Raw genomic sequence first — 19,243 nt, 5'->3', positions numbered from 1 at the left:
CTTAAAGAAATGCCCGGCAGCGCAAAGCTATCCGGGCTGACGAACGTTCTTAACGATCCGTTATTTGTCGAACAAATAATGGTTTACCAGATTTTCCAGCTGTTCCTGATGACCGCTCTGATGCACCGGCGCCAGATTATGTTGTTCAGCGTACTGCGCAATTTCGGTCAGCGTCATCTGGCCCTTCAGAATTTGCTGGCCCAGCTCACCATTCCAACCGGCATAACGTTTTGCAACGCGCTGATCCAGGCCGCCATCTTCAATCATGCGAGCTGCAATTTTCAGCGACAGTGCCATGGTGTCCATCGCCCCAATATGACCATAGAACAGATCGTATTTATCGGTGCTCTGGCGACGCACTTTGGCATCAAAGTTCAGGCCACCCGTGGTGAAACCACCCGCTTTCAGGATTTCGTACATCACCAGCGCATTCTCTTCCACGCTGTTCGGGAACTGGTCGGTATCCCAGCCCAGCTGCGCATCTCCGCGGTTGGCATCGACAGAGCCAAACAGGCCCAGCGCGATCGCGGTGGCGATTTCGTGGTGGAACGAGTGGCCAGCCAGCGTGGCGTGGTTAGCTTCGATATTCAGTTTGATCTCTTTTTCCAGGCCGAACTGTTTCAGGAAGCCGTAAACGGTCGCCGCATCGTAGTCGTACTGATGTTTGGTCGGCTCCTGCGGCTTCGGTTCGATAAGCAAAGTCCCCTGAAAACCGGTTTTGTGTTTGTGCTCAACCACCAGTTGCATGAAACGGCCAATCTGCTCGCGTTCCTGACGCAGATCGGTATTAAGCAGGGTTTCATAGCCTTCACGACCGCCCCACAGAACATAGTTCTCGCCGCCTAATTTATGCGTAGCATCCATGGCAGTCACCACCTGGGTGGCCGCCCAACTGTACACTTCCGGGTCCGGGTTGGTAGCCGCACCTGCGCCGTAACGCGGGTTAGTAAAGCAGTTTGCCGTCCCCCACAGCAGCTTCACGCCGCTTTGTTCCTGTTTGGCGCCCAGCACATCAACCATCTGCGCGAAGTTGTTTTTGTACTCTTTCAGCGAAGCACCTTCAGGCGAGACATCCACATCATGGAAGCAGTAGTAAGGCACGTTCAGCTTGTGGAAAAACTCAAACGCCACATCCGCTTTGCGTTTCGCCAGCGCCAGCGCTTCACCGGGTTGCTGCCATGGGCGGTCAAAGGCCCCCATGCCGAACATGTCTGCACCATTCCAGCAGAAAGTATGCCAATAGCAGGCGGCAAAACGCAGGTGATCTTCCATACGCTTGCCTAACACTGTCTCATCAGGATTGTAATGGCGAAATGCGAGCGGGTTAGTGGATTTTGTCCCTTCAAAACGAACACGGTCGAGTTGGTCAAAATAAGCCTGCATAATAAGCTCCATAATCAGGTAATACGGCAAGTAAACTGCGATATCGCCATACTGGAATTTCCTGATTTATTGCTCAATTACGTTATTTCACACCGCTATTAAGAGAATACCCAAATGTGCGCTGGCTCCCAAAAAAACGCGCTAAATAAAGAAATAAAAAGACGATCGGGATCGAATCCTGATGAATAAACTAAAAACCATAATCCGCGGATAAGATATGACAATTGCCTTCCCGCTTAGGGTATGTGAATTTTGCGTAGCGCTACGCAAATCAAAAAATTGTCACACATAATCAGGCAGCATTATCCACGGTTTTGGTAGTATCGACAGGCCCATATTCACCCTTTCCAGGACAGGCTCTTATGTTTGATAAACGTCACCGTATCACTCTTTTATTTAATGCCAATAAAGCCTACGACCGCCAGGTGGTTGAGGGCGTGGGTGAATATTTGCAAGCGTCGCAATCTGAATGGGATATATTCATCGAGGAAGATTTTCGCGCGCGTATTGATAATATTAAAGACTGGTTAGGCGACGGTGTTATTGCCGATTATGACGACGATGACATTGCGCAATTACTTGCCGATGTCGATGTCCCCATCGTTGGCGTCGGGGGTTCTTACCATCTTGCTGAACATTATCCACCGGTCCACTACATTGCCACCGATAACCACGCATTGGTTGAAAGCGCCTTTCTGCATTTGAAAGAAAAAGGAGTGAACCGCTTTGCATTTTACGGTCTACCACCCTCCAGCGGCAAACGCTGGGCCGAGGAGCGTGAATATGCCTTTTGCCAACTGGTAGCGAAAGAAAAGTACCGTGGCGTGGTCTATCAGGGCCTGGAAACTGCACCAGAAAACTGGCAACACGCACAAAATAGGTTAGCCGACTGGCTGCAAACTCTGCCGCCGCAAACCGGGATTATCGCCGTCACCGACGCGCGTGCACGGCACGTTTTGCAGGCCTGTGAACATCTGCATATTCCGGTACCGGAGAAACTGTGCGTCATTGGCATTGATAACGAAGAACTGACCCGCTACCTGTCGCGCGTGGCGTTATCATCCGTTGCTCAGGGTGCTCGTCAGATGGGCTATCAGGCCGCAAAACTCCTGCACCGCGTGCTGGCGAACGAAGAGCCGACGCTACAACGCATTCTGGTCCCTCCGGTACGCGTCGTGGAACGTCGTTCAACCGACTACCGTTCACTTACCGATCCGGCCGTTATTCAGGCGATGCACTTCATCCGCAACCATGCCTGTAAGGGCATCAAGGTCGAACAGGTACTGGATTCAGTGGGGATTTCACGGTCGAATCTGGAGAAGCGTTTTAAAGAGGAGGTCGGGGAGACCATTCATGCGGTGATCCATGCCGAGAAGCTGGAGAAAGCGCGCAGCCTGCTGATTTCCACCACGCTTTCCATCAACGAGATTTCACAAATGTGCGGCTACCCGTCTCTGCAGTATTTCTATTCGGTGTTCAAGAAAGAGTACGACACGACGCCAAAAGAATACCGCGATGTGAACAGCGAAGTGCTGATGTGATGTGTTGCCGGATGGCGACTGCGCTTTATCCGGCCGACGAGTCATCTTGTTGGCCGGATAAACGTAGCGCCATCAGGCGCAGGAATTACATATGCGCTGCAATTAAGCGCTGGTTATCCTGGTACATCGCGAACAGATAGTTGTTGTAGCTCTTCCCTTGGGTGGAATACCCCTTCAGCTTATGAATCATCGCCGTGGCGGTGACTTCCTGATCGGTTTTACGCAGCTGAGCGCGTGACTTACGGAAAGAAGAGTATGCCGGATGCGTATTCAGATTAATGACGTAAGCCGTCACTGACTCTTTCACCGAGTCAAACTGAGAGTAGCCTTTCACCTTACCCGGCGCATTGGTGCAACGACCTTTGACACATTTCATGCCAAACAGATTATTGTTGCTACGTGCCAGCTTCGACGTACCCCAGCCGCTTTCTGCCGCAGCCATGGTTGCCACCATACTGGTAGGGATAATATCCACGCGCTCAAGCAGCGTGTTCCACGGAATTTTACGCGTGTTGCCAGACCAGCTCACCTTGTAGCGTTTGGCGATATCTTTCATGCGCGCACGCTCGCTCGGCGACCAGCGATTCTGGTACTGCTTTGAAATCAGCCAGTTACGTTCAGCAGTAATGGCCGCATTTTGACTAGTAATGTAAGGCATAACCGTCCGGAGAAACGCTTTTTTCCTTGGTGTTCCGGAAGGGTATTTTCGCAAATCAGGAAGTGAACTACTCTTTGCACTATTGCGAGAATACTCTTGTTTACTGCTTACCTGTGTATTACTTGTCTTGGTTGCCAGGGGCTTCTGACTCGTTGTTGCCGTGTGTGTCTTTGCCAGCACCTCACCGGAAAATGCAATGGTGAGTAACATTAGAATCATGGCCCCATATCGTCGAATGGGAGTCAATATCATTAGGTCTCCTGGTCGGATTTATACATTCCAACACCTTATATTTTTCATAAAAATGAGAGATGAATCTCAAATCATAGCAAAAATAGCCGTCAAGAGCACCCAAAGGAATAGTCCAATTCCGAAACTATGTCACGCGCTAACGGTTAAGATTGGTATTAATTCGAAGAAAATGCGGGTGTTATCGCAAAATAATGCCGTTTTTTGCGCACGATCGCTCACCCTCACGTCTCATCCTGGCGGAATCCACCCAAAGGATGAGTCTCCGACCGTAATTCGCTGGCAAACTGGCTAAAATCGCAGCATTCAGGACAGCGTTATGAAACTTGCCGCCTTTGCGCTGGCGCTTATGCCAGGCATCACCATCGCCTCGTCATGGACTTCTCAAGGGTTCCCCACCTTCGAAGTGGAGGGTACGGGTAAGTTTGTCAGCCATGCAACGTTGACGAAGGGTACCCGTCCTTTAATACTAAATTTTGACCAACAGTGCTGGCAGCCTGCCGAAACCATTAAACTCAACCAGATGCTGTCGCTAAAACCTTGCACAGGCGAGCCACCACAGTGGCGTTTATTCAAAGACGGTAGTTACACGCTGGAAGTGGATACCCGCTCCGGAACGCCAACGTTGATGTTATCAGTAGCATCCGCCGTTGAGCCGGTGAGCAACCTGATTCGCCAGTGTCCGAAATGGGATGGCTCACCGCTGACGCTGGATGTGAGTCAGACTTTCCCTGAAGGTGCCGTGGTGCGTGATTACTACAGCCAGCAGACGGCAATGGTTAAGCACGGTCAAATCACCCTCCAACCCGCAGCCAGTAGCAACGGGCTATTACTGCTTGAACGCGCAGAAACGGACGCCCCTGCCCCCTTCGACTGGCATAACGCCACAGTGTATTTCGTACTGACGGATCGCTTTCAAAACGGCGATCCGACCAATGACCACAGCTACGGTCGCCACAACGACGGCATGCAGGAGATTGGGACGTTTCACGGTGGCGATTTACGTGGCCTCACCAGCAAACTCGACTATCTGCAACAGTTAGGCGTTAACGCCCTGTGGATCAGCGCTCCGTTTGAGCAGATTCACGGCTGGGTAGGTGGTGGCACCAAAGGGGATTTCCCCCACTACGCCTATCACGGTTATTACACGCAAGACTGGACCACGCTTGATGCCAATATGGGCAACGAGGCCGATCTGCGTGCGCTGGTCGATGGCGCTCACCAGCGCGGTATCCGCATTCTGTTCGATGTGGTGATGAACCATGCCGGTTACGCGACGCTGGCCGATATGCAGGATTATCAGTTTGGCGCGTTATATTTATCGGGCGATGAATTGAAACATACGCTCGGTGAACACTGGACGGACTGGAAGCCCGCCGCCGGACAGAGCTGGCACAGCTTTAATGATTACATCAATTTCAGTGATAAAGCCGCCTGGGAAAAATGGTGGGGGAAAAATTGGATCCGTACCGACATCGGCGACTACGACAGCCCCGGTTTTGACGACCTGACGATGTCGCTGGCCTTCCTGCCCGATCTGAAAACCGAGTCCAACACGCCTTCCGGGTTACCGGTGTTTTACAATAACAAACCGGATACCCACGCCAAAGCCATTGCGGGCTACACGCCACGAGATTATCTGACCCACTGGCTCAGCCAGTGGGTGCGCGACTACGGGATTGACGGGTTTCGGGTCGATACCGCCAAGCACGTCGAACTTCCCGCCTGGCAGCAGTTGAAAACCCAGGCCAGCGCAGCGCTGACCGAATGGAAGAAAGCTAACCCGGACAAAGCGCTGGATGATAAACCCTTCTGGATGACCGGCGAAGCCTGGGGTCACGGCGTTATGCGCAGTGAGTATTACCGCCACGGCTTTGATGCGATGATCAATTTTGATTATCAGGAACAGGCGGCCAGCGCCGTCGACTGCCTGGCCAATATGGATCTCACCTGGCAGCAGATGGCGGATAAATTGCAGGATTTTAACGTCCTGAGCTATCTCTCATCGCACGACACGCGCCTGTTCCGCGAAGGTGGAGATAAAGCCGCCGAGCTGTTGCTACTGGCACCGGGCGCGGTGCAGCTGTTTTACGGTGACGAATCCGCGCGTCCTTTCGGCCCGACCGGCTCAGACCCTTTACAAGGCACGCGATCCGATATGAACTGGCAGGACGTCAGCGGTAAATCGGCCGCCAGCGTCGCACACTGGCAGAAAATCAGCCAGTTCAGGGCCAGACATGCCGCCATCGGCGCCGGTAAACAAACCACGCTGACGTTGAAACAAGGATACGGATTTTCCCGCGAGCACGGTGACGACAAAGTGATGGTCATTTGGGCAGGTCAGCCCTAATCCCCCCTGGCTTCTCGTACCCGGTGGGGCGAGAAGCGTTATACAAAATAAAACACCACCCTGTTACAAATGTGTAGCACAAAACGTCAATTTAGTCTCACAGGCCTGATTTGCACCCCGCCATAGGTAGCGCTATGGTTAGCCACTTTATTACCCAGCTCGACAGACCACCTGCTATGACATTCTCACTTTTTGGCGACAAATTTACCCGCCATTCAGGCATCACCCGCCTGATGGAGGACCTCAACGACGGTTTACGTACGCCCGGCGCGATCATGCTTGGCGGCGGTAACCCGGCGCAAATCCCACAGATGCAGGAGTACTTCCAGTCTCTGCTAGCCGAGATGCTGGAAAACGGCAAAGTCACTGATGCGCTTTGTAATTATGACGGTCCACAAGGGAAAACCGAGCTACTGGCCGAACTGGCCACGCTGCTGCGCGAGAAGCTGGGCTGGGATATCGAACCACAAAATATTGCACTGACAAATGGCAGTCAGAGCGCGTTTTTCTACTTATTCAATCTTTTCGCCGGACGTCGCGCCGACGGGACCACCCGAAAAGTCCTGTTCCCACTGGCACCGGAATACATTGGCTATGCCGATTCCGGGCTGGAAGAGGAGCTTTTCGTCTCTGCGCGCCCGAATATCGAGCTGCTGCCGGAAGGTCAGTTTAAGTATCACGTTGACTTTGAACACCTGCACATTGGCGAAGAGACCGGCATGATTTGCGTGTCGCGCCCCACCAACCCGACAGGCAATGTGATTACTGACGAAGAGTTATTGAAGCTGGACCGTCTCGCCAATCAGCACGGTATTCCGCTGGTCATTGATAATGCCTATGGCGTCCCGTTCCCCGGCATTATCTTTAGCGAAGCCCGTCCGCTGTGGAACCCCAACATTGTACTGTGCATGAGCCTTTCCAAGCTCGGGCTGCCGGGCTCGCGCTGCGGTATTATTATCGCCAATGAAAAAATCATCACCGCGATCACCAACATGAACGGCATCATCAGCCTTGCCCCTGGCGGTATGGGTCCGGCTATCATGTGCGAGATGATTAAACGCAACGATCTCCTGCGCCTGTCGGAGACCGTGATCAAGCCGTTTTATTATCAGCGCGTTCAGGAGACCGTGGCGATCATTCGCCGTTACTTATCCGAAGAGCGCTGCCTGATCCATAAACCAGAAGGGGCGATTTTCCTGTGGCTGTGGTTCAAGGACTTGCCTATCACCACCGAGCTGCTGTATCAGCGCCTGAAAGCACGCGGCGTGTTGATGGTTCCCGGTGATTACTTCTTCCCGGGGCTGGACAAGCCGTGGCCGCACACCCACCAGTGCATGCGGATGAACTACGTTCCGGAGCCGGAGAAAATCGAGGCTGGCGTGAAGATTCTGGCTGAAGAGATAGAACGCGCCTGGCGTGAAGGCTGATGGCAAACCCGACCGCCTAATCGGTCGGGTCACGCATTACAACGGCTGTGAACGCAAACGCTGCTGCTGAATTTTTGCGGCGTCAACGCATTGCAACGCACGGGTCGGGCAGGATTCTACACACGCCGGGCCCGTTTCACGATGCCAGCACAAATCACATTTAACCGCCTGCACCCGCGAGCGCTGTGCAATCACATTCATGGCCCCAAACGGACAGGCCAGCATACAGCTCTTACAGCCAATGCAGCGTGCCTGTTCCACAAAGATATGCCCATGTTCGCGGCGAATAGCGGTGGTCGGGCAGGCATTCGCACAAGGCGCGTCTTCGCATTGATGACACGTTACCGCCGTGGTAAACGCGTCGTCTTTAATCACCCGAATACGCGGGATAAATGCCCCGGAGGAGACCGTCGCACACGTCTGGTTTTCCTGATGCGCGACGACGCAGGCCACTTCGCAGGTTCGACATCCAATGCATTTCGCCGCATCCGCCATAATAAACCCGTTCATTGCCTTCTCCGTCGCCGTTAAAACCACAGAGTGCCAGAGAGCCGGCCCCCAACGCTTTGATCGGACAGGGGAAACGGTGGAATTTTGTCAGGTGTATGAGCCAGGCAGGGGCAACTACGCCGAATTAATATGCTCTTTGCAGTAACGGCGCTTCCACGCCGCCGGGGTCAGGCTGGTGTGCGTACGGAAAATTTTGCGAAAATACCCCACGTCGTTAAATCCACATTTAAACGCCACCTCGGTCAGCGACAGCGAATCACTGATCAACAGCTTTTCTGCCGCCCTCACCCGCTGGCGATGCAGCGCTTCGGTTAACGTCAGCCGAAAAACACCCCGGAATACACGCCCCAGATAGTCTGCATTGCAATGCAGCTCTTTCGCCAGCAATGAGGCTGATAGGGGTAAATGGAACTGCGTATGTATCATTTGCTGCGCTTTCCACGCCAGCGCATTACCGGGCGTATCGGCAGGTTGTTCGCTGGCGGCAGCGGATATTTGCTGCAAAATCAGCAACAGGATCAGCTCCAGCGCAACGCTGCGATGGATATTCTCCTGCTCACGTAAAAACTGGCGAAACAGCGAAATAATATATTGTGGCTCATTCACCCGAGTCTGTTGCGGGATCGAAAGCAGCGCTTCAGGCGGTGAAACACACTCACCGGACTTCACTTCAAAATGCAGCCAATAAAATTTTAAATCGGGCGGAAATTGTCCCACGCCGACATGTAAACGCTGCGGCCACAACAGCAAACTCTCTCCAGCCTGCACGCTAAAAATAGCGTTCCCTTCACGAATCGTTAATGTCCCTTTTTCGACAAAGATAATTTCCCAGGAATGAAGTTGCCGCGCCGGATGACTTCCCACGCCACGAGAAATAAACAGCCCGCCATTTTGTACTTTAATCGGAAGTGACATGGATAATTCAAGCATAACTATTCAATTTCCCGCTTTTAGCACCCTAAAACCTGCCTTCACCTTTGATTATTCACGATAAAATAGTATCTCGCCGGATCGAAATCACACTTTTTCAATTAAGTCGGAATTGTCATCTTTTTATACTTTTCCCTTCCCTTGTTGGTCTGTGTATTTGGTGCAGAATAAATAACGTACTTTGCAAATGACACAATAAAAGCCCGCAATGTAGCGGGGTACTTTCTGAACATCCTCTCCGGGAGTTATTTATGACTTCGGCTCCGATTACGACCAACGATTTGGCACAACGTGCACAAGACGACAAATTATCTCTGCGTGAAAAAATAGGTTACGGATTAGGCGATGCAGGCGGGACCGTTATTACCTGCCTGATCATGAACTTCCTGACTTTTTTCTATACTGATGTGTTTGGCTTAACGCCCGCACTGGTCGGCACCTTGTTTATTGCCCTGCGCGTATTTGACGCGGTTTCTGACCCGATCATGGGTGTCCTCGCCGACCGCACGCAAAGCCGCTGGGGACGCTTTCGCCCATGGCAGCTGTGGGTGGCCGTTCCCATCGGCATTATTGGCGTTCTGACCTTTACCGTCCCGGACGCCAGCATGGGGGTAAAAATCGCCTGGGCATTTGGCACTTATCTGCTGCTTTCCGTCGGCTATACCGCGATCAATGTGCCGTATTGTGCGCTGATCAACACCATGACGACGCGCCACAATGAAGTGATCGCCTGCCAGTCCTGGCGATTTGTGCTGTGCGGTGTCGCCGGTTTTTTAGTCTCCGTCGGCCTGCCGTGGATGGTGGAGATACTCGGTCAGGGCAACGCCGCGCAGGGTTATCAGTTTGGCGTGGGCATCCTGTGTGCCATCGCAGTCGGCATGTTCCTGTGCTGTTTCTTCTGGGTGCGCGAGCGGGTACCGCTGGCGATGATGGGGAAATTTACGCTGCGCGAACACATCGGCGGACTGCGTAAAAATGACCAACTGCTGCTGATGCTGGTGATGTCCTTCCTGCTGATCAATGTCTTTAATATTCGTGGCGGCGGGTACATGTACTTCATTACCTACGTGCTGGAAGGCAGTACCGCTTACACCTCGCTGTTTTTCACCATGGTCACCTTCGCCTCGATCATCGGTTCGGTGGTGGTTAGCCCGCTGACGCGACGCATCGACACCGTCAAACTCTATTACTACACCAACCTGGTACTGGCGGCGCTGGCAGCGTTAATGTGGTTCCTGCCAACCGGTCCAGCGCACCAGACGTTATGGCTGGCGGTGATTCTCGGCAACGGCATTATTCTCGGCTTCACGCTGCCGCTGCACTTCTCGCTGATGGCCTTTGCTGATGATTACGGCGAATGGAAAACCGGCGTGCGTTCCTCCGGCATGAATTTCGCCTTCAACCTGTTTTTCATCAAGCTGGCCTGGGCCTCCAGTGCCGGGATCATCAGCGTGTTGTTTATTTTTGTCGCCTATCAGCCTGGCGCTGGCAACCAAACCGCCAGTTCGCTGCAAGGTATTACCGCCATGGAGACGCTGCTGCCCGCCCTGTTCCACCTACTGCTGGCGCTGTCTATCCGCCTTTGCAAACTCAATAACCCGATGATGTCGCGCATTGCTACCGATCTGCGTCAGCGTCATGTACAGCCTTAAGGAGCACGAAATGAACGCACAGGAAGTCGACCTGCATAAGCTCACGGTCAGCGATCCGTTCCTCGGACAATACCAGCAACTGGTGCGCGACGTGGTGATCCCCTATCAGTGGGATGCGCTCAATGACCGCATTGCAGAAGCCGATCCCAGCCACGCTATCGAGAATTTCCGCATTGCTGCGGGCCAGCAATCCGGTGAGTTTTACGGCATGGTTTTTCAGGATAGCGACGTGGCCAAATGGCTGGAGGCCGTGGCCTGGTCGCTGTGTCAGAAACCGGATACCGAGCTGGAAAAAACTGCCGATGAGGTGATTGAACTGGTCGCCGCCGCCCAGTGCGAAGATGGCTATCTCAACACCTATTTTACGGTGAAGGCCCCTGAAGAACGCTGGACGAATCTGGCCGAATGTCATGAACTGTACTGCGCGGGTCACATGATAGAAGCGGGTGTGGCCTTCTTTCAGGCGACGGGAAAACGCCGCTTACTGGAGGTGGTATGTCGTCTGGCAGACCATATCGACAACATTTTTGGACCCGGTGAAAACCAGCTGCATGGCTATCCCGGACACCCGGAAATTGAGCTGGCGCTCATGCGATTGTATGAAGTCACGCAGCAACCACGGTATATGACGCTGGTAAATTATTTTGTTGAGCAGCGTGGCACACAGCCGCATTTCTACGATGAAGAGTACGAAAAACGCGGTCGCACCTCCTACTGGCACACCTACGGCCCGGCGTGGATGGTGAAAGACAAGCCTTACAGCCAGGCGCACCAGCCAATATCTGAACAGCAAACCGCCATCGGTCACGCCGTGCGCTTTGTCTACCTGATGACCGGTGTGGCCCACTTGGCCCGCTTAAGCCAGGACGAAGGCAAGCGCCAGGACTGCCTGCGACTGTGGAACAATATGGCCCAGCGCCAGCTGTACATTACCGGCGGGATCGGCTCGCAAAGCAGCGGCGAGGCATTTAGCAGCGATTACGATCTGCCCAACGACTCTGTGTATGCGGAAAGCTGCGCCTCTATTGGTCTGATGATGTTCGCCCGCCGGATGCTGGAGATGGAGGCCGACAGTCAGTACGCCGACGTGATGGAACGCGCGCTGTATAACACCGTACTGGGTGGTATGGCGCTTGACGGGAAACACTTTTTCTACGTTAACCCGCTGGAAGTGCATCCTAAATCTCTAAAATTTAACCATATTTATGACCACGTGAAGCCCATTCGCCAGCGCTGGTTTGGCTGCGCCTGCTGCCCACCGAATATCGCGCGCGTGTTAACGTCGATTGGCCATTACCTCTACACGCCGCGCCAGGACGCGCTGTATATCAATATGTATGTGGGCAACAGCATGGAAATACCCGTTGAAAACGGGACGCTGAAACTCCGCATTAGCGGAGATTATCCGTGGCATGAGCAGGTTAATATCACCATTGATTCCGTGCAGCCAGTACACCACACCCTGGCACTACGCCTGCCGGACTGGTGCTCCGCGCCGCAGGTAATGCTGAACGGTTTGCCTGTAGAACAAGATATTCGCAAAGGCTATTTGCACATAACCCGCACTTGGCAAGAAGGGGATACGCTGAGCCTGACGCTCCCGATGCCGGTGCGTCGGGTATACGGTAATCCGCTGGTTCGCCATGTTGCCGGTAAGGTTGCCATTCAACGTGGACCGTTAGTCTATTGTCTGGAGCAGGCGGATAACGGCGAGGAATTGCATAACCTGTGGCTGCCCAAAGAGAGTGAATTCAGGGTCTTTGAGGGGAAAGGGCTATTCAGCCATAAAATACTGATTCAAACGGAAGGGGTGAAGCAAAGCGCTGATGATGCCACGCAGCAATCGTTGTGGCACTACGATGTCTCCCCCGCTTCCCGGCAAACGCATACGCTGACGTTTATTCCGTGGTTTAGCTGGGCGAACCGTGGTGAAGGTGAAATGCGGATTTGGGTCAACGAGCAGTAATGATATGACGGATGGCGACTGTTGGCGCCATCCGTCAAAACATCATGAAAAAATTGCCCTCTTCCATGAGGACAAACGGGTGAGAATTAGAAACGCCAGCTCACCCCTGACAGGAAAGTGAAGCTGTCATCGCGATCAACCATTGGGCTATCCTTAATATCATCTGGCAGCACGCTATAGTTGGCGCTGGCCAGCAGTGTCAGGTTAGCGGTTAACGCATATTTTGCGGACAGACCGGCATACGGTGTCCAGCTATCGCCTGGGGAATAGCTTGATAACCCGCTACGGCGAGACTCATTGCCTGAGATGCCGTAGTAATATTCGTTGAATTTTTCATCGTAGTAGAGCACACCAATGGACGGCGTCAGCGTCAGCTTGCCCATCGGCATTGGACGGAACAGAGAAACTTCGCCAGCCCAACCGCTGCTGTTGTCCATTACATCCGCTGCGGCAGAGACTTTCACGCTGCCCCATTTCTCATGGTGATACCATGCGGCCCCCGCCATTGCGGTTGCGTCACGCTTGTCGAGCTGCTTCATCGCATGATCGTCGTTATCGCCTGGGTCAAACTCAAGCGGCATCCACGAAGCAGTAATGCTAAATTCATTACTTTCACTCTTCGACAGAATATAACCTAGCGTTGTTTGCCTAAAATAAAATGATTCGCCTTCATAACTGATAAGCGGTACTGCATGGACATTTTCATTGTATCCACGATAAGGAGATTCGTTATATACAGCCCCACCGCCAAGAGAAAACTCTGCGGCTGATGCACTTGCCATAAAAGACAAAGCAACTAGCGCCGCAATATTGCGTTTAATTAACATGCCAACTTTCCATTTTAAAATAAGCTACAAAGCAGGCGCATAATAATGCTTACAATTTCATCAGTGCAAGACGCATATTTATATAGTAATATATAAAATCATATATATATTGGATTCAGCGATGAACAAATTACAACTCAAACACCGGGAACTGAAAATTATTTCGGTCATTGCTGCCAGTGAAAACATCAGCCATGCCGCAACCGTACTCGGCATTGCGCAGGCCAACGTCAGCAAATATCTTGCTGATTTTGAATCAAAAGTTGGATTAAAGGTGTTTGACAGAACCACCCGACAACTTACCCTGACGCCCTTTGGCACCGCGTTGCTACCCTACATCAATGACATGTTAGACAGAAACGAACAGCTGAACAATTTTATTGCCGATTATAAGCATGAAAAACGTGGTCGGGTCACTGTATATGCACCAACGGGAATTATTGCTTACTTATCGCAACATGTTATTGCAAAAATTCAGAATATTGGTGGAATTAGCCTCTCGCTGAAAACCTATAACCTGGAGCGTAAAGCATTTTATGAAGGGGTCGAATTCCCTGATGATTGTGATGTTTTAATTTCCTACGCACATCCCAAAGATGAAACACTGGTTGCCAGTTTCATTACTAAATATGCGGTTACGGCTTTTGCCAGCCAGGGATATCTCGATAAACACCCCATCAGTAGCCCTGAAGAACTGGAGCAACATTCCTGTATTTTGATTGATTCAATGATGATTGATGACGCCAATATTTGGCGATTCAATTCAGCCGGTGGCAAGGAGATGCATGACTATCGGGTGACAGGAAATTACGTCTGCGATAATACACAATCCGCGCTGGCGCTGGCACGTAATCATCTGGGCATTGTTTTTGCGCCCAATGAAAGCGTTCAACTTGATATTGAGGCTGGGGCGCTGGTTCCGTGCTTCTCTGAACAGCACGAGTGGTGGCTGGATCTGGTCGCGATTTTCCGTAAGCGTGAATACCAACCCTGGCGAGTGCAGTTTATTCTGGATGAGATGTTGGCGGAGATTCGCGAGCAGCTTACTCAAGTGCTACAACAGCCACCTGAGTAAGTAAAATAGTCTGCACCTAGTGGTCGAGATACAGGTAATGCACCCAACTGGTCATGCGTAACAGGACCTTACGCATCACTGATACATGGGCGAAATGGTCCGAATACACCGCGACCTGAGCGTAAATACCATCAGGCAACGCGTTGACGTCCACATTCTCATTCAGTTCAATCGTGGCGATCACCCCTTCCGAACCCGGCGTGGAGTTTAAGGATTGCAACGCGCCGTTCGACTGATACGTACCACCCGGAACCGCCGGGCTAATCGCGGCCAGTTTTCCGCTATAAACTTTCCCCGGTAGCGCGTTAAATACCACTTCAGCTTCGTCACCTGGCTCCAGTCGCAGAAGTGAGTTTTGGCGGAACTGGGCAATAATCTGTCGTTTTTGATCCGGGATAAACACCATCACCGGACGCATCGGCAGCGCAGCGGCATAGGTGCCCGGTCGGATCAGCACCTGGGTAACATAGCCATCGCTGGGCGCACGAACCACGGTTTGATCGAGGTTAAATTCTGCTTCCGCCAGCTGGGCTTTCAGGCTGGCAATTTGTGAATGCTCACCCATCACCATGCTGTCTAACTGGCTCTGTATTTGCTGTTGCTCTGCGAGGGACGATTTTACCGACGCTTCCTGCGCCAGATAGTTTTGCCGTGCCGCATCGATATCGCGTTCAGAAAAAGGATTTACCTTCGCCTGGCTACCCTGCGCGTAACGCTGGTAATCTTTTGCCAGCTTGTCACGCGTGGCCTTTTTCTGCTGCGTGTTCGCTTTCATTTCATCTAACTGCGCAACCAGCGCCTGCTCTTTATGCTGTGCCGTGACAATATCGGCTTTCAGGCGGTCAACCCTCGCCTGATAACGCCCTGGGTTAAGCTTAAACAGCACCTCGCCTTTTTTGATCAGCGTGTTTTTCTTATCCGTGACTTCTGTTACCACCCCGGTCACCTGCGGCACGACGGGAATAGAAATAACCGCCTTTTGCGCCTTAAATGTATACGGATGGTTATAGTTCATCAGTAATATAAGCCCGCAAACAATAAAAATACCGCCCAATGCTGCAGTCGGTACTGTCCATTTATTTACAGGAATTTTAAAAATTTTAAATACAGACCATGCACAAGCCACATAGGTCAAAACGATCAGTAAATCCATCGATATTACTCCGCCGGGGAGGTCTTAACCTCGGCCAGTTTCTTTTCCAGATCGGCTACCCGCTCCTGAAGTTGAATCAGGGAAGAATCAGCGCTTTGCATGCCCCAACCGCGCTCCGGGCGGTAAAGCGTTGCCCAAATCCATAAAAAGGGCCAAATAACATGCAGCGTAAACAGACTTACCCATCCCGCAACATGGATAGCGTCGGCATGAGGATGGTTACGTTTTTTTGCAATTAGATAGGGAATATCATGCAGAATAATAACCCCATAAAAAATGACCAGGAATACAAAAATAAGCACTCCTAATGCAAAATAATCAAGAAACATATTTGCCTCAGGGATTAAAAATAAAGAATTTGTATGCTATTAGTTTTAAATAATAGATTTGAGCATAATAGTGGAATGACCAGATTGGATGCAATTGCCTTATTTATATAACGATATATGGGTTTATATATACCCATCATCTTTTGAGCTGCTTCTTTGTTGGCTTCGTTCGCTCACCCCAGTCATTTACCTGAGTAAACTGCAGAGCAGAACTTGATGCCCGGCTCGCTATGCGATACCGGGCAATAAGTGACAGGAGATTAAAACAGCCCCAGCGGTTTATCAGAGTAGCTCACCAGCAGGCACTTGGTCTGCTGGTAGTGGTTCAGCATCATCTTGTGAGTTTCCCGCCCGATACCCGACTGTTTATAGCCGCCAAACGCCGCATGTGCCGGGTAGGCATGGTAGCAGTTGGTCCAGACGCGTCCGGCCTGAATACCACGTCCCATCTTGTAGGCCAGATTACCGTTACGGCTCCAGACGCCGGCACCCAGTCCGTATTGGGTATCGTTGGCGATCTCCAGCGCGTCTTCCATAGTTTTAAAGGTTGTGACCGCCAGCACCGGGCCGAAGATCTCTTCCTGGAAAACGCGCATATTGTTCTTGCCGTACAGGATGGTTGGCTCGAGGTAGTAGCCCTCTTTTAACTCCCCATCCAGCTGCTTACGCCGCCCGCCGGTCAGGACATCCGCCCCTTCTTTCTTACCGATATCAATGTAGTTCAAAATGGTTTCTAACTGCCCATGCGAGACCTGCGCGCCCATTTGCGTGACGCTATCAAGCGGGTTACCGCTGCGGATACTCTCCACACGGCGAATGGCTCGCTCCATAAAACGTTCGTATATAGATTCCTGCACCAGTGCACGACTCGGGCAAGTACACACCTCGCCCTGGTTGAAGGCAAATAGCGCAAAGCCTTCCAGCGCCTTGTCAAAGAACGCATCTTCCTCATCCATAACGTCGGCAAAGAAGATATTCGGCGACTTGCCACCCAGTTCCAGCGTGACAGGGATAATATTCTGTGTGGCGTACTGCATGATCTGCTGGCCGACTTCCGTCGATCCGGTAAACGCCACTTTCGCAATGCGTTTTGATGTCGCCAGATATTCGCCGATTTCTCCGCCTGCACCGTTGACCACGTTCACCACGCCCGGTGGCAGCAAATCACCGATAACTTCCATCAGCAGCAGCACCGACAGCGGCGTCAGACGAGCTGGCTTCAGCACCACGCAGTTACCCGCTGCCAGGGCCGGCGCCATCTTCCAGCTCGCCATCAGCAACGGGAAGTTCCACGGGATAATTTGCCCGACTACGCCGAGCGGTTCATGGAAATGATACGCCACCGTATCGCTGTCGACTTCACTGATCCCCCCTTCCTGGGCTCGAATACAGGAGGCGAAATAGCGGAAATGGTCAATGGCCAGCGGCACATCTGCCGCGCTGGTTTCGCGGATTGGCTTACCGTTATCCCAGGTTTCTGCCGTCGCCAGCAGCTCCAGGTTTTGCTCCATGCGATCGGCAATCTTGAAAAGGAGCGCAGCACGATCCTGAACGGACGTATGCGCCCATTTATCTTTGACTTTGTGCGCAGCATCCAATGCCAGGTCGATGTCTTTTTTGCCGGAAGAGGCCACTTCGCACAGTAACTGCCCGGTGACCGGCGTCAGGTTCTGGTAATACTCACCGTCCACCGGTGCCACCCAATCGCCGCCGATAAAGTTATCGTATCGGGCTTTTAACTTCAGGGGATAACCATACTCGCCGGGATGAATACGCGTTGAAGGGGGGTTATTGGTCATGACCGTCTCCTTGCTGTAGGGGTACTACAAAGGTAGACGGGACTGGCGAATTATTCGCCAGCCATTTACTGCTTTACGACAGATGTCACGGTTTACATTGCCGCGCGATAGATCGCCATGATTTCCTCATGCGTCGCCTGAATCGGGTTGGTAAAACCACAGGCATCCTTCAGGGCGTTGGTCGCCAGAATAGCAAAATCTTCTTCCTTCACGTTCAGGTCGCGCAGGCCTGCCGGAATTGCCACTTTCTGCGCCAGCTCACGGATCGCCGCGATGCAGGCCTCAGCGCCTTGCGCTTCGCTCATATCCGCCACATTCACACCCATTGCAGCCGCGCAGTCACGCAGGCGAGCCGCAGCAACCTTGCTGTTGAACACCTGAACATGCGGCAGCAGGACGGCGTTGCACACCCCGTGCGGCAGGTTATAGAAACCGCCCAGTTGGTGCGCCATTGCGTGAACGTAACCCAGAGAAGCATTGTTAAAGGCCATACCGGCGAGGAACTGCGCGTAGGCCATAGCTTCGCGCGCCTGCGCGTTACTGCCCTCTTCCACGGCAACCGTCAGATTTTCAGCAATCATCGTTACCGCTTTGAGTGCACAAGCATCGGTAATCGGCGTGGCAGCAGTGGAAACATAGGCTTCAATGGCGTGGGTCAGCGCATCCATACCGGTGGCCGCCGTCAGAGACTTCGGCATACCGACCATCAGCGAGGAATCATTTACCGACAGCAGCGGGGTTACGTGCTTATCAACAATCGCCATTTTAATGTGGCGTTCTTCATCAGTGATGATGCAGAAACGGGTCATTTCAGATGCCGTACCCGCCGTGGTGTTGATGGCAATCATCGGCAGCTGTGGTTTTGCAGAACGGTCAACGCCTTCGTAGTCACGAATGTCGCCGCCGTTAGCCGCCACCAGCGCAATGCCTTTCGCACAGTCGTGTGGTGAGCCGCCGCCCAGGGAAATAACGCTATCACACTGGTGTTCTTGCAGAAGTTTCAGACCCGCCGCAACGTTGCTGGTAGTTGGGTTAGGATGTGTACCATCAAAAATAACACTGAAAATATCACGTTCCTGTAAGGCCTTTTGAATATCGCCCGCCATCCCTAATTGGGTCAGCATGGCATCCGTCACGATTAACGTACGACGGAATCCATATTCCGCCATTGTATTCATGGCATCCTTCAATGCACCAGTACCGATTACGTTCACAGATGGGATAAAAAATGTTGAAGCAGCCATTGTACAATCCTTAATTACTCTAAAGAGGTAGGCAGCATACGTGTGAAAATCCCATCAAAATATGATCGTGGTTGTTATTTTAATAACACCAGAAATTAAAAAAGCACATTAGGTTTAAAATCTAATGTGCTTATATAAATCAACCGCTAT

General features: G+C 52.1%; 15 protein-coding genes. 6 read left to right on the top strand and 9 right to left on the bottom strand.

Annotated features, from left to right (window positions below):
• Positions 1 to 60 precede the first annotated feature (60 nt).
• The gene (gene xylA / locus AC3ITF_RS00775) at positions 61 to 1,383 is read right to left on the bottom strand and encodes a xylose isomerase (protein ID WP_489176073.1); all 1,323 of its coding nucleotides are present in this window, start codon (positions 1,381 to 1,383) and stop codon (positions 61 to 63) included.
• Between the two features lie 362 nt (positions 1,384 to 1,745).
• Here xylA and xylR point away from each other — a divergent pair, with 362 nt between their 5' ends.
• On the top strand, positions 1,746 to 2,924 hold the full coding sequence (xylR, locus tag AC3ITF_RS00770; RefSeq protein ID WP_115257197.1) for a D-xylose utilization transcriptional activator XylR: 1,179 nt from the start codon (positions 1,746 to 1,748) through the stop codon (positions 2,922 to 2,924).
• A gap of 85 nt (positions 2,925 to 3,009) precedes the next feature.
• Here the strand turns inward: xylR and AC3ITF_RS00765 are convergent, their stop codons facing one another.
• Positions 3,010 to 3,834 (bottom strand): protein bax, encoded by an 825-nt coding sequence (locus tag AC3ITF_RS00765; protein ID WP_489176072.1) that lies wholly within the window; start codon positions 3,832 to 3,834, stop codon positions 3,010 to 3,012.
• Positions 3,835 to 4,150: 316 nt separating this feature from the next.
• Between AC3ITF_RS00765 and malS the strand changes: the two genes are divergently transcribed.
• Positions 4,151 to 6,181, top strand: a complete 2,031-nt coding sequence (malS, locus tag AC3ITF_RS00760; protein WP_489176071.1) for an alpha-amylase — start codon at positions 4,151 to 4,153, stop codon at positions 6,179 to 6,181.
• A 176-nt stretch (positions 6,182 to 6,357) separates the two neighbouring features.
• On the top strand, positions 6,358 to 7,608 hold the full coding sequence (gene avtA / locus AC3ITF_RS00755; protein WP_096759134.1) for a valine--pyruvate transaminase: 1,251 nt from the start codon (positions 6,358 to 6,360) through the stop codon (positions 7,606 to 7,608).
• A 36-nt stretch (positions 7,609 to 7,644) separates the two neighbouring features.
• On the opposite strand, the gene AC3ITF_RS00750 is transcribed toward avtA, so the two are convergent.
• Positions 7,645 to 8,118 carry a 4Fe-4S dicluster domain-containing protein gene (locus tag AC3ITF_RS00750; RefSeq protein WP_153880308.1) on the bottom strand — a complete coding sequence of 158 codons (474 nt, stop codon included), beginning with the start codon at positions 8,116 to 8,118 and terminating at the stop codon, positions 7,645 to 7,647.
• A 114-nt stretch (positions 8,119 to 8,232) separates the two neighbouring features.
• A complete protein-coding gene (locus AC3ITF_RS00745) occupies positions 8,233 to 9,048 on the bottom strand; it encodes an AraC family transcriptional regulator (RefSeq protein WP_135911238.1) in 816 nt (271 codons plus the stop codon).
• 251 nt (positions 9,049 to 9,299) lie between these two features.
• Here AC3ITF_RS00745 and AC3ITF_RS00740 point away from each other — a divergent pair, with 251 nt between their 5' ends.
• Both AC3ITF_RS00740 and AC3ITF_RS00735 read left to right on the top strand, forming a co-directional pair.
• Positions 9,300 to 10,700 (top strand): MFS transporter, encoded by a 1,401-nt coding sequence (locus AC3ITF_RS00740; protein ID WP_489176070.1) that lies wholly within the window; start codon positions 9,300 to 9,302, stop codon positions 10,698 to 10,700.
• Between the two features lie 10 nt (positions 10,701 to 10,710).
• The gene (locus tag AC3ITF_RS00735; protein ID WP_489176069.1) at positions 10,711 to 12,666 is read left to right on the top strand and encodes a glycoside hydrolase family 127 protein; all 1,956 of its coding nucleotides are present in this window, start codon (positions 10,711 to 10,713) and stop codon (positions 12,664 to 12,666) included.
• A gap of 86 nt (positions 12,667 to 12,752) precedes the next feature.
• Here the strand turns inward: AC3ITF_RS00735 and AC3ITF_RS00730 are convergent, their stop codons facing one another.
• The gene (locus AC3ITF_RS00730; RefSeq protein WP_096759120.1) at positions 12,753 to 13,493 is read right to left on the bottom strand and encodes a MipA/OmpV family protein; all 741 of its coding nucleotides are present in this window, start codon (positions 13,491 to 13,493) and stop codon (positions 12,753 to 12,755) included.
• A gap of 121 nt (positions 13,494 to 13,614) precedes the next feature.
• Between AC3ITF_RS00730 and AC3ITF_RS00725 the strand changes: the two genes are divergently transcribed.
• A complete protein-coding gene (locus tag AC3ITF_RS00725) occupies positions 13,615 to 14,568 on the top strand; it encodes a LysR family transcriptional regulator (protein ID WP_115257191.1) in 954 nt (317 codons plus the stop codon).
• A 16-nt stretch (positions 14,569 to 14,584) separates the two neighbouring features.
• Here the strand turns inward: AC3ITF_RS00725 and AC3ITF_RS00720 are convergent, their stop codons facing one another.
• The 4 genes from AC3ITF_RS00720 to yiaY form a co-directional block, all read right to left on the bottom strand.
• Entirely contained in the window at positions 14,585 to 15,721 is a 1,137-nt protein-coding gene (locus AC3ITF_RS00720) for an HlyD family secretion protein (protein WP_135911235.1), read from the bottom strand.
• A gap of 5 nt (positions 15,722 to 15,726) precedes the next feature.
• Complete coding sequence (locus AC3ITF_RS00715; protein ID WP_117342532.1) at positions 15,727 to 16,050, bottom strand: DUF3302 domain-containing protein; 324 nt, start codon at positions 16,048 to 16,050, stop codon at positions 15,727 to 15,729.
• A gap of 260 nt (positions 16,051 to 16,310) precedes the next feature.
• Positions 16,311 to 17,849, bottom strand: a complete 1,539-nt coding sequence (gene aldB / locus AC3ITF_RS00710; RefSeq protein WP_096759116.1) for an aldehyde dehydrogenase AldB — start codon at positions 17,847 to 17,849, stop codon at positions 16,311 to 16,313.
• 92 nt (positions 17,850 to 17,941) lie between these two features.
• On the bottom strand, positions 17,942 to 19,093 hold the full coding sequence (yiaY, locus tag AC3ITF_RS00705; RefSeq protein WP_135911233.1) for an L-threonine dehydrogenase: 1,152 nt from the start codon (positions 19,091 to 19,093) through the stop codon (positions 17,942 to 17,944).
• Positions 19,094 to 19,243 lie beyond the last annotated feature (150 nt).

Source organism: Citrobacter sp. KH_055_1, assembly GCF_057838705.1.
The sequence above is the reverse complement of the archived record's forward strand: the minus strand, read 5'-3'. Positions and strand labels throughout refer to the sequence as shown.

Bases quoted from the DNA above. Each gene is read 5' to 3' on its own strand.
- AC3ITF_RS00740 (WP_489176070.1), top strand. From the start codon at position 9,300: ATGACTTCGGCTCCGATTACGACCAACGATTTGGCACAACGTGCACAA.
- AC3ITF_RS00735 (WP_489176069.1), top strand. From the start codon at position 10,711: ATGAACGCACAGGAAGTCGACCTGCATAAGCTCACGGTCAGCGATCCG.
- AC3ITF_RS00720 (WP_135911235.1), bottom strand. From the start codon at position 15,721: ATGGATTTACTGATCGTTTTGACCTATGTGGCTTGTGCATGGTCTGTA.
- AC3ITF_RS00715 (WP_117342532.1), bottom strand. From the start codon at position 16,050: ATGTTTCTTGATTATTTTGCATTAGGAGTGCTTATTTTTGTATTCCTG.
- aldB (WP_096759116.1), bottom strand. From the start codon at position 17,849: ATGACCAATAACCCCCCTTCAACGCGTATTCATCCCGGCGAGTATGGT.
- avtA (WP_096759134.1), top strand. From the start codon at position 6,358: ATGACATTCTCACTTTTTGGCGACAAATTTACCCGCCATTCAGGCATC.
- AC3ITF_RS00765 (WP_489176072.1), bottom strand. From the start codon at position 3,834: ATGATATTGACTCCCATTCGACGATATGGGGCCATGATTCTAATGTTA.
- AC3ITF_RS00725 (WP_115257191.1), top strand. From the start codon at position 13,615: ATGAACAAATTACAACTCAAACACCGGGAACTGAAAATTATTTCGGTC.
- AC3ITF_RS00750 (WP_153880308.1), bottom strand. From the start codon at position 8,118: ATGAACGGGTTTATTATGGCGGATGCGGCGAAATGCATTGGATGTCGA.
- AC3ITF_RS00730 (WP_096759120.1), bottom strand. From the start codon at position 13,493: ATGTTAATTAAACGCAATATTGCGGCGCTAGTTGCTTTGTCTTTTATG.
- AC3ITF_RS00745 (WP_135911238.1), bottom strand. From the start codon at position 9,048: ATGCTTGAATTATCCATGTCACTTCCGATTAAAGTACAAAATGGCGGG.
- xylA (WP_489176073.1), bottom strand. From the start codon at position 1,383: ATGCAGGCTTATTTTGACCAACTCGACCGTGTTCGTTTTGAAGGGACA.
- yiaY (WP_135911233.1), bottom strand. From the start codon at position 19,093: ATGGCTGCTTCAACATTTTTTATCCCATCTGTGAACGTAATCGGTACT.
- malS (WP_489176071.1), top strand. From the start codon at position 4,151: ATGAAACTTGCCGCCTTTGCGCTGGCGCTTATGCCAGGCATCACCATC.
- xylR (WP_115257197.1), top strand. From the start codon at position 1,746: ATGTTTGATAAACGTCACCGTATCACTCTTTTATTTAATGCCAATAAA.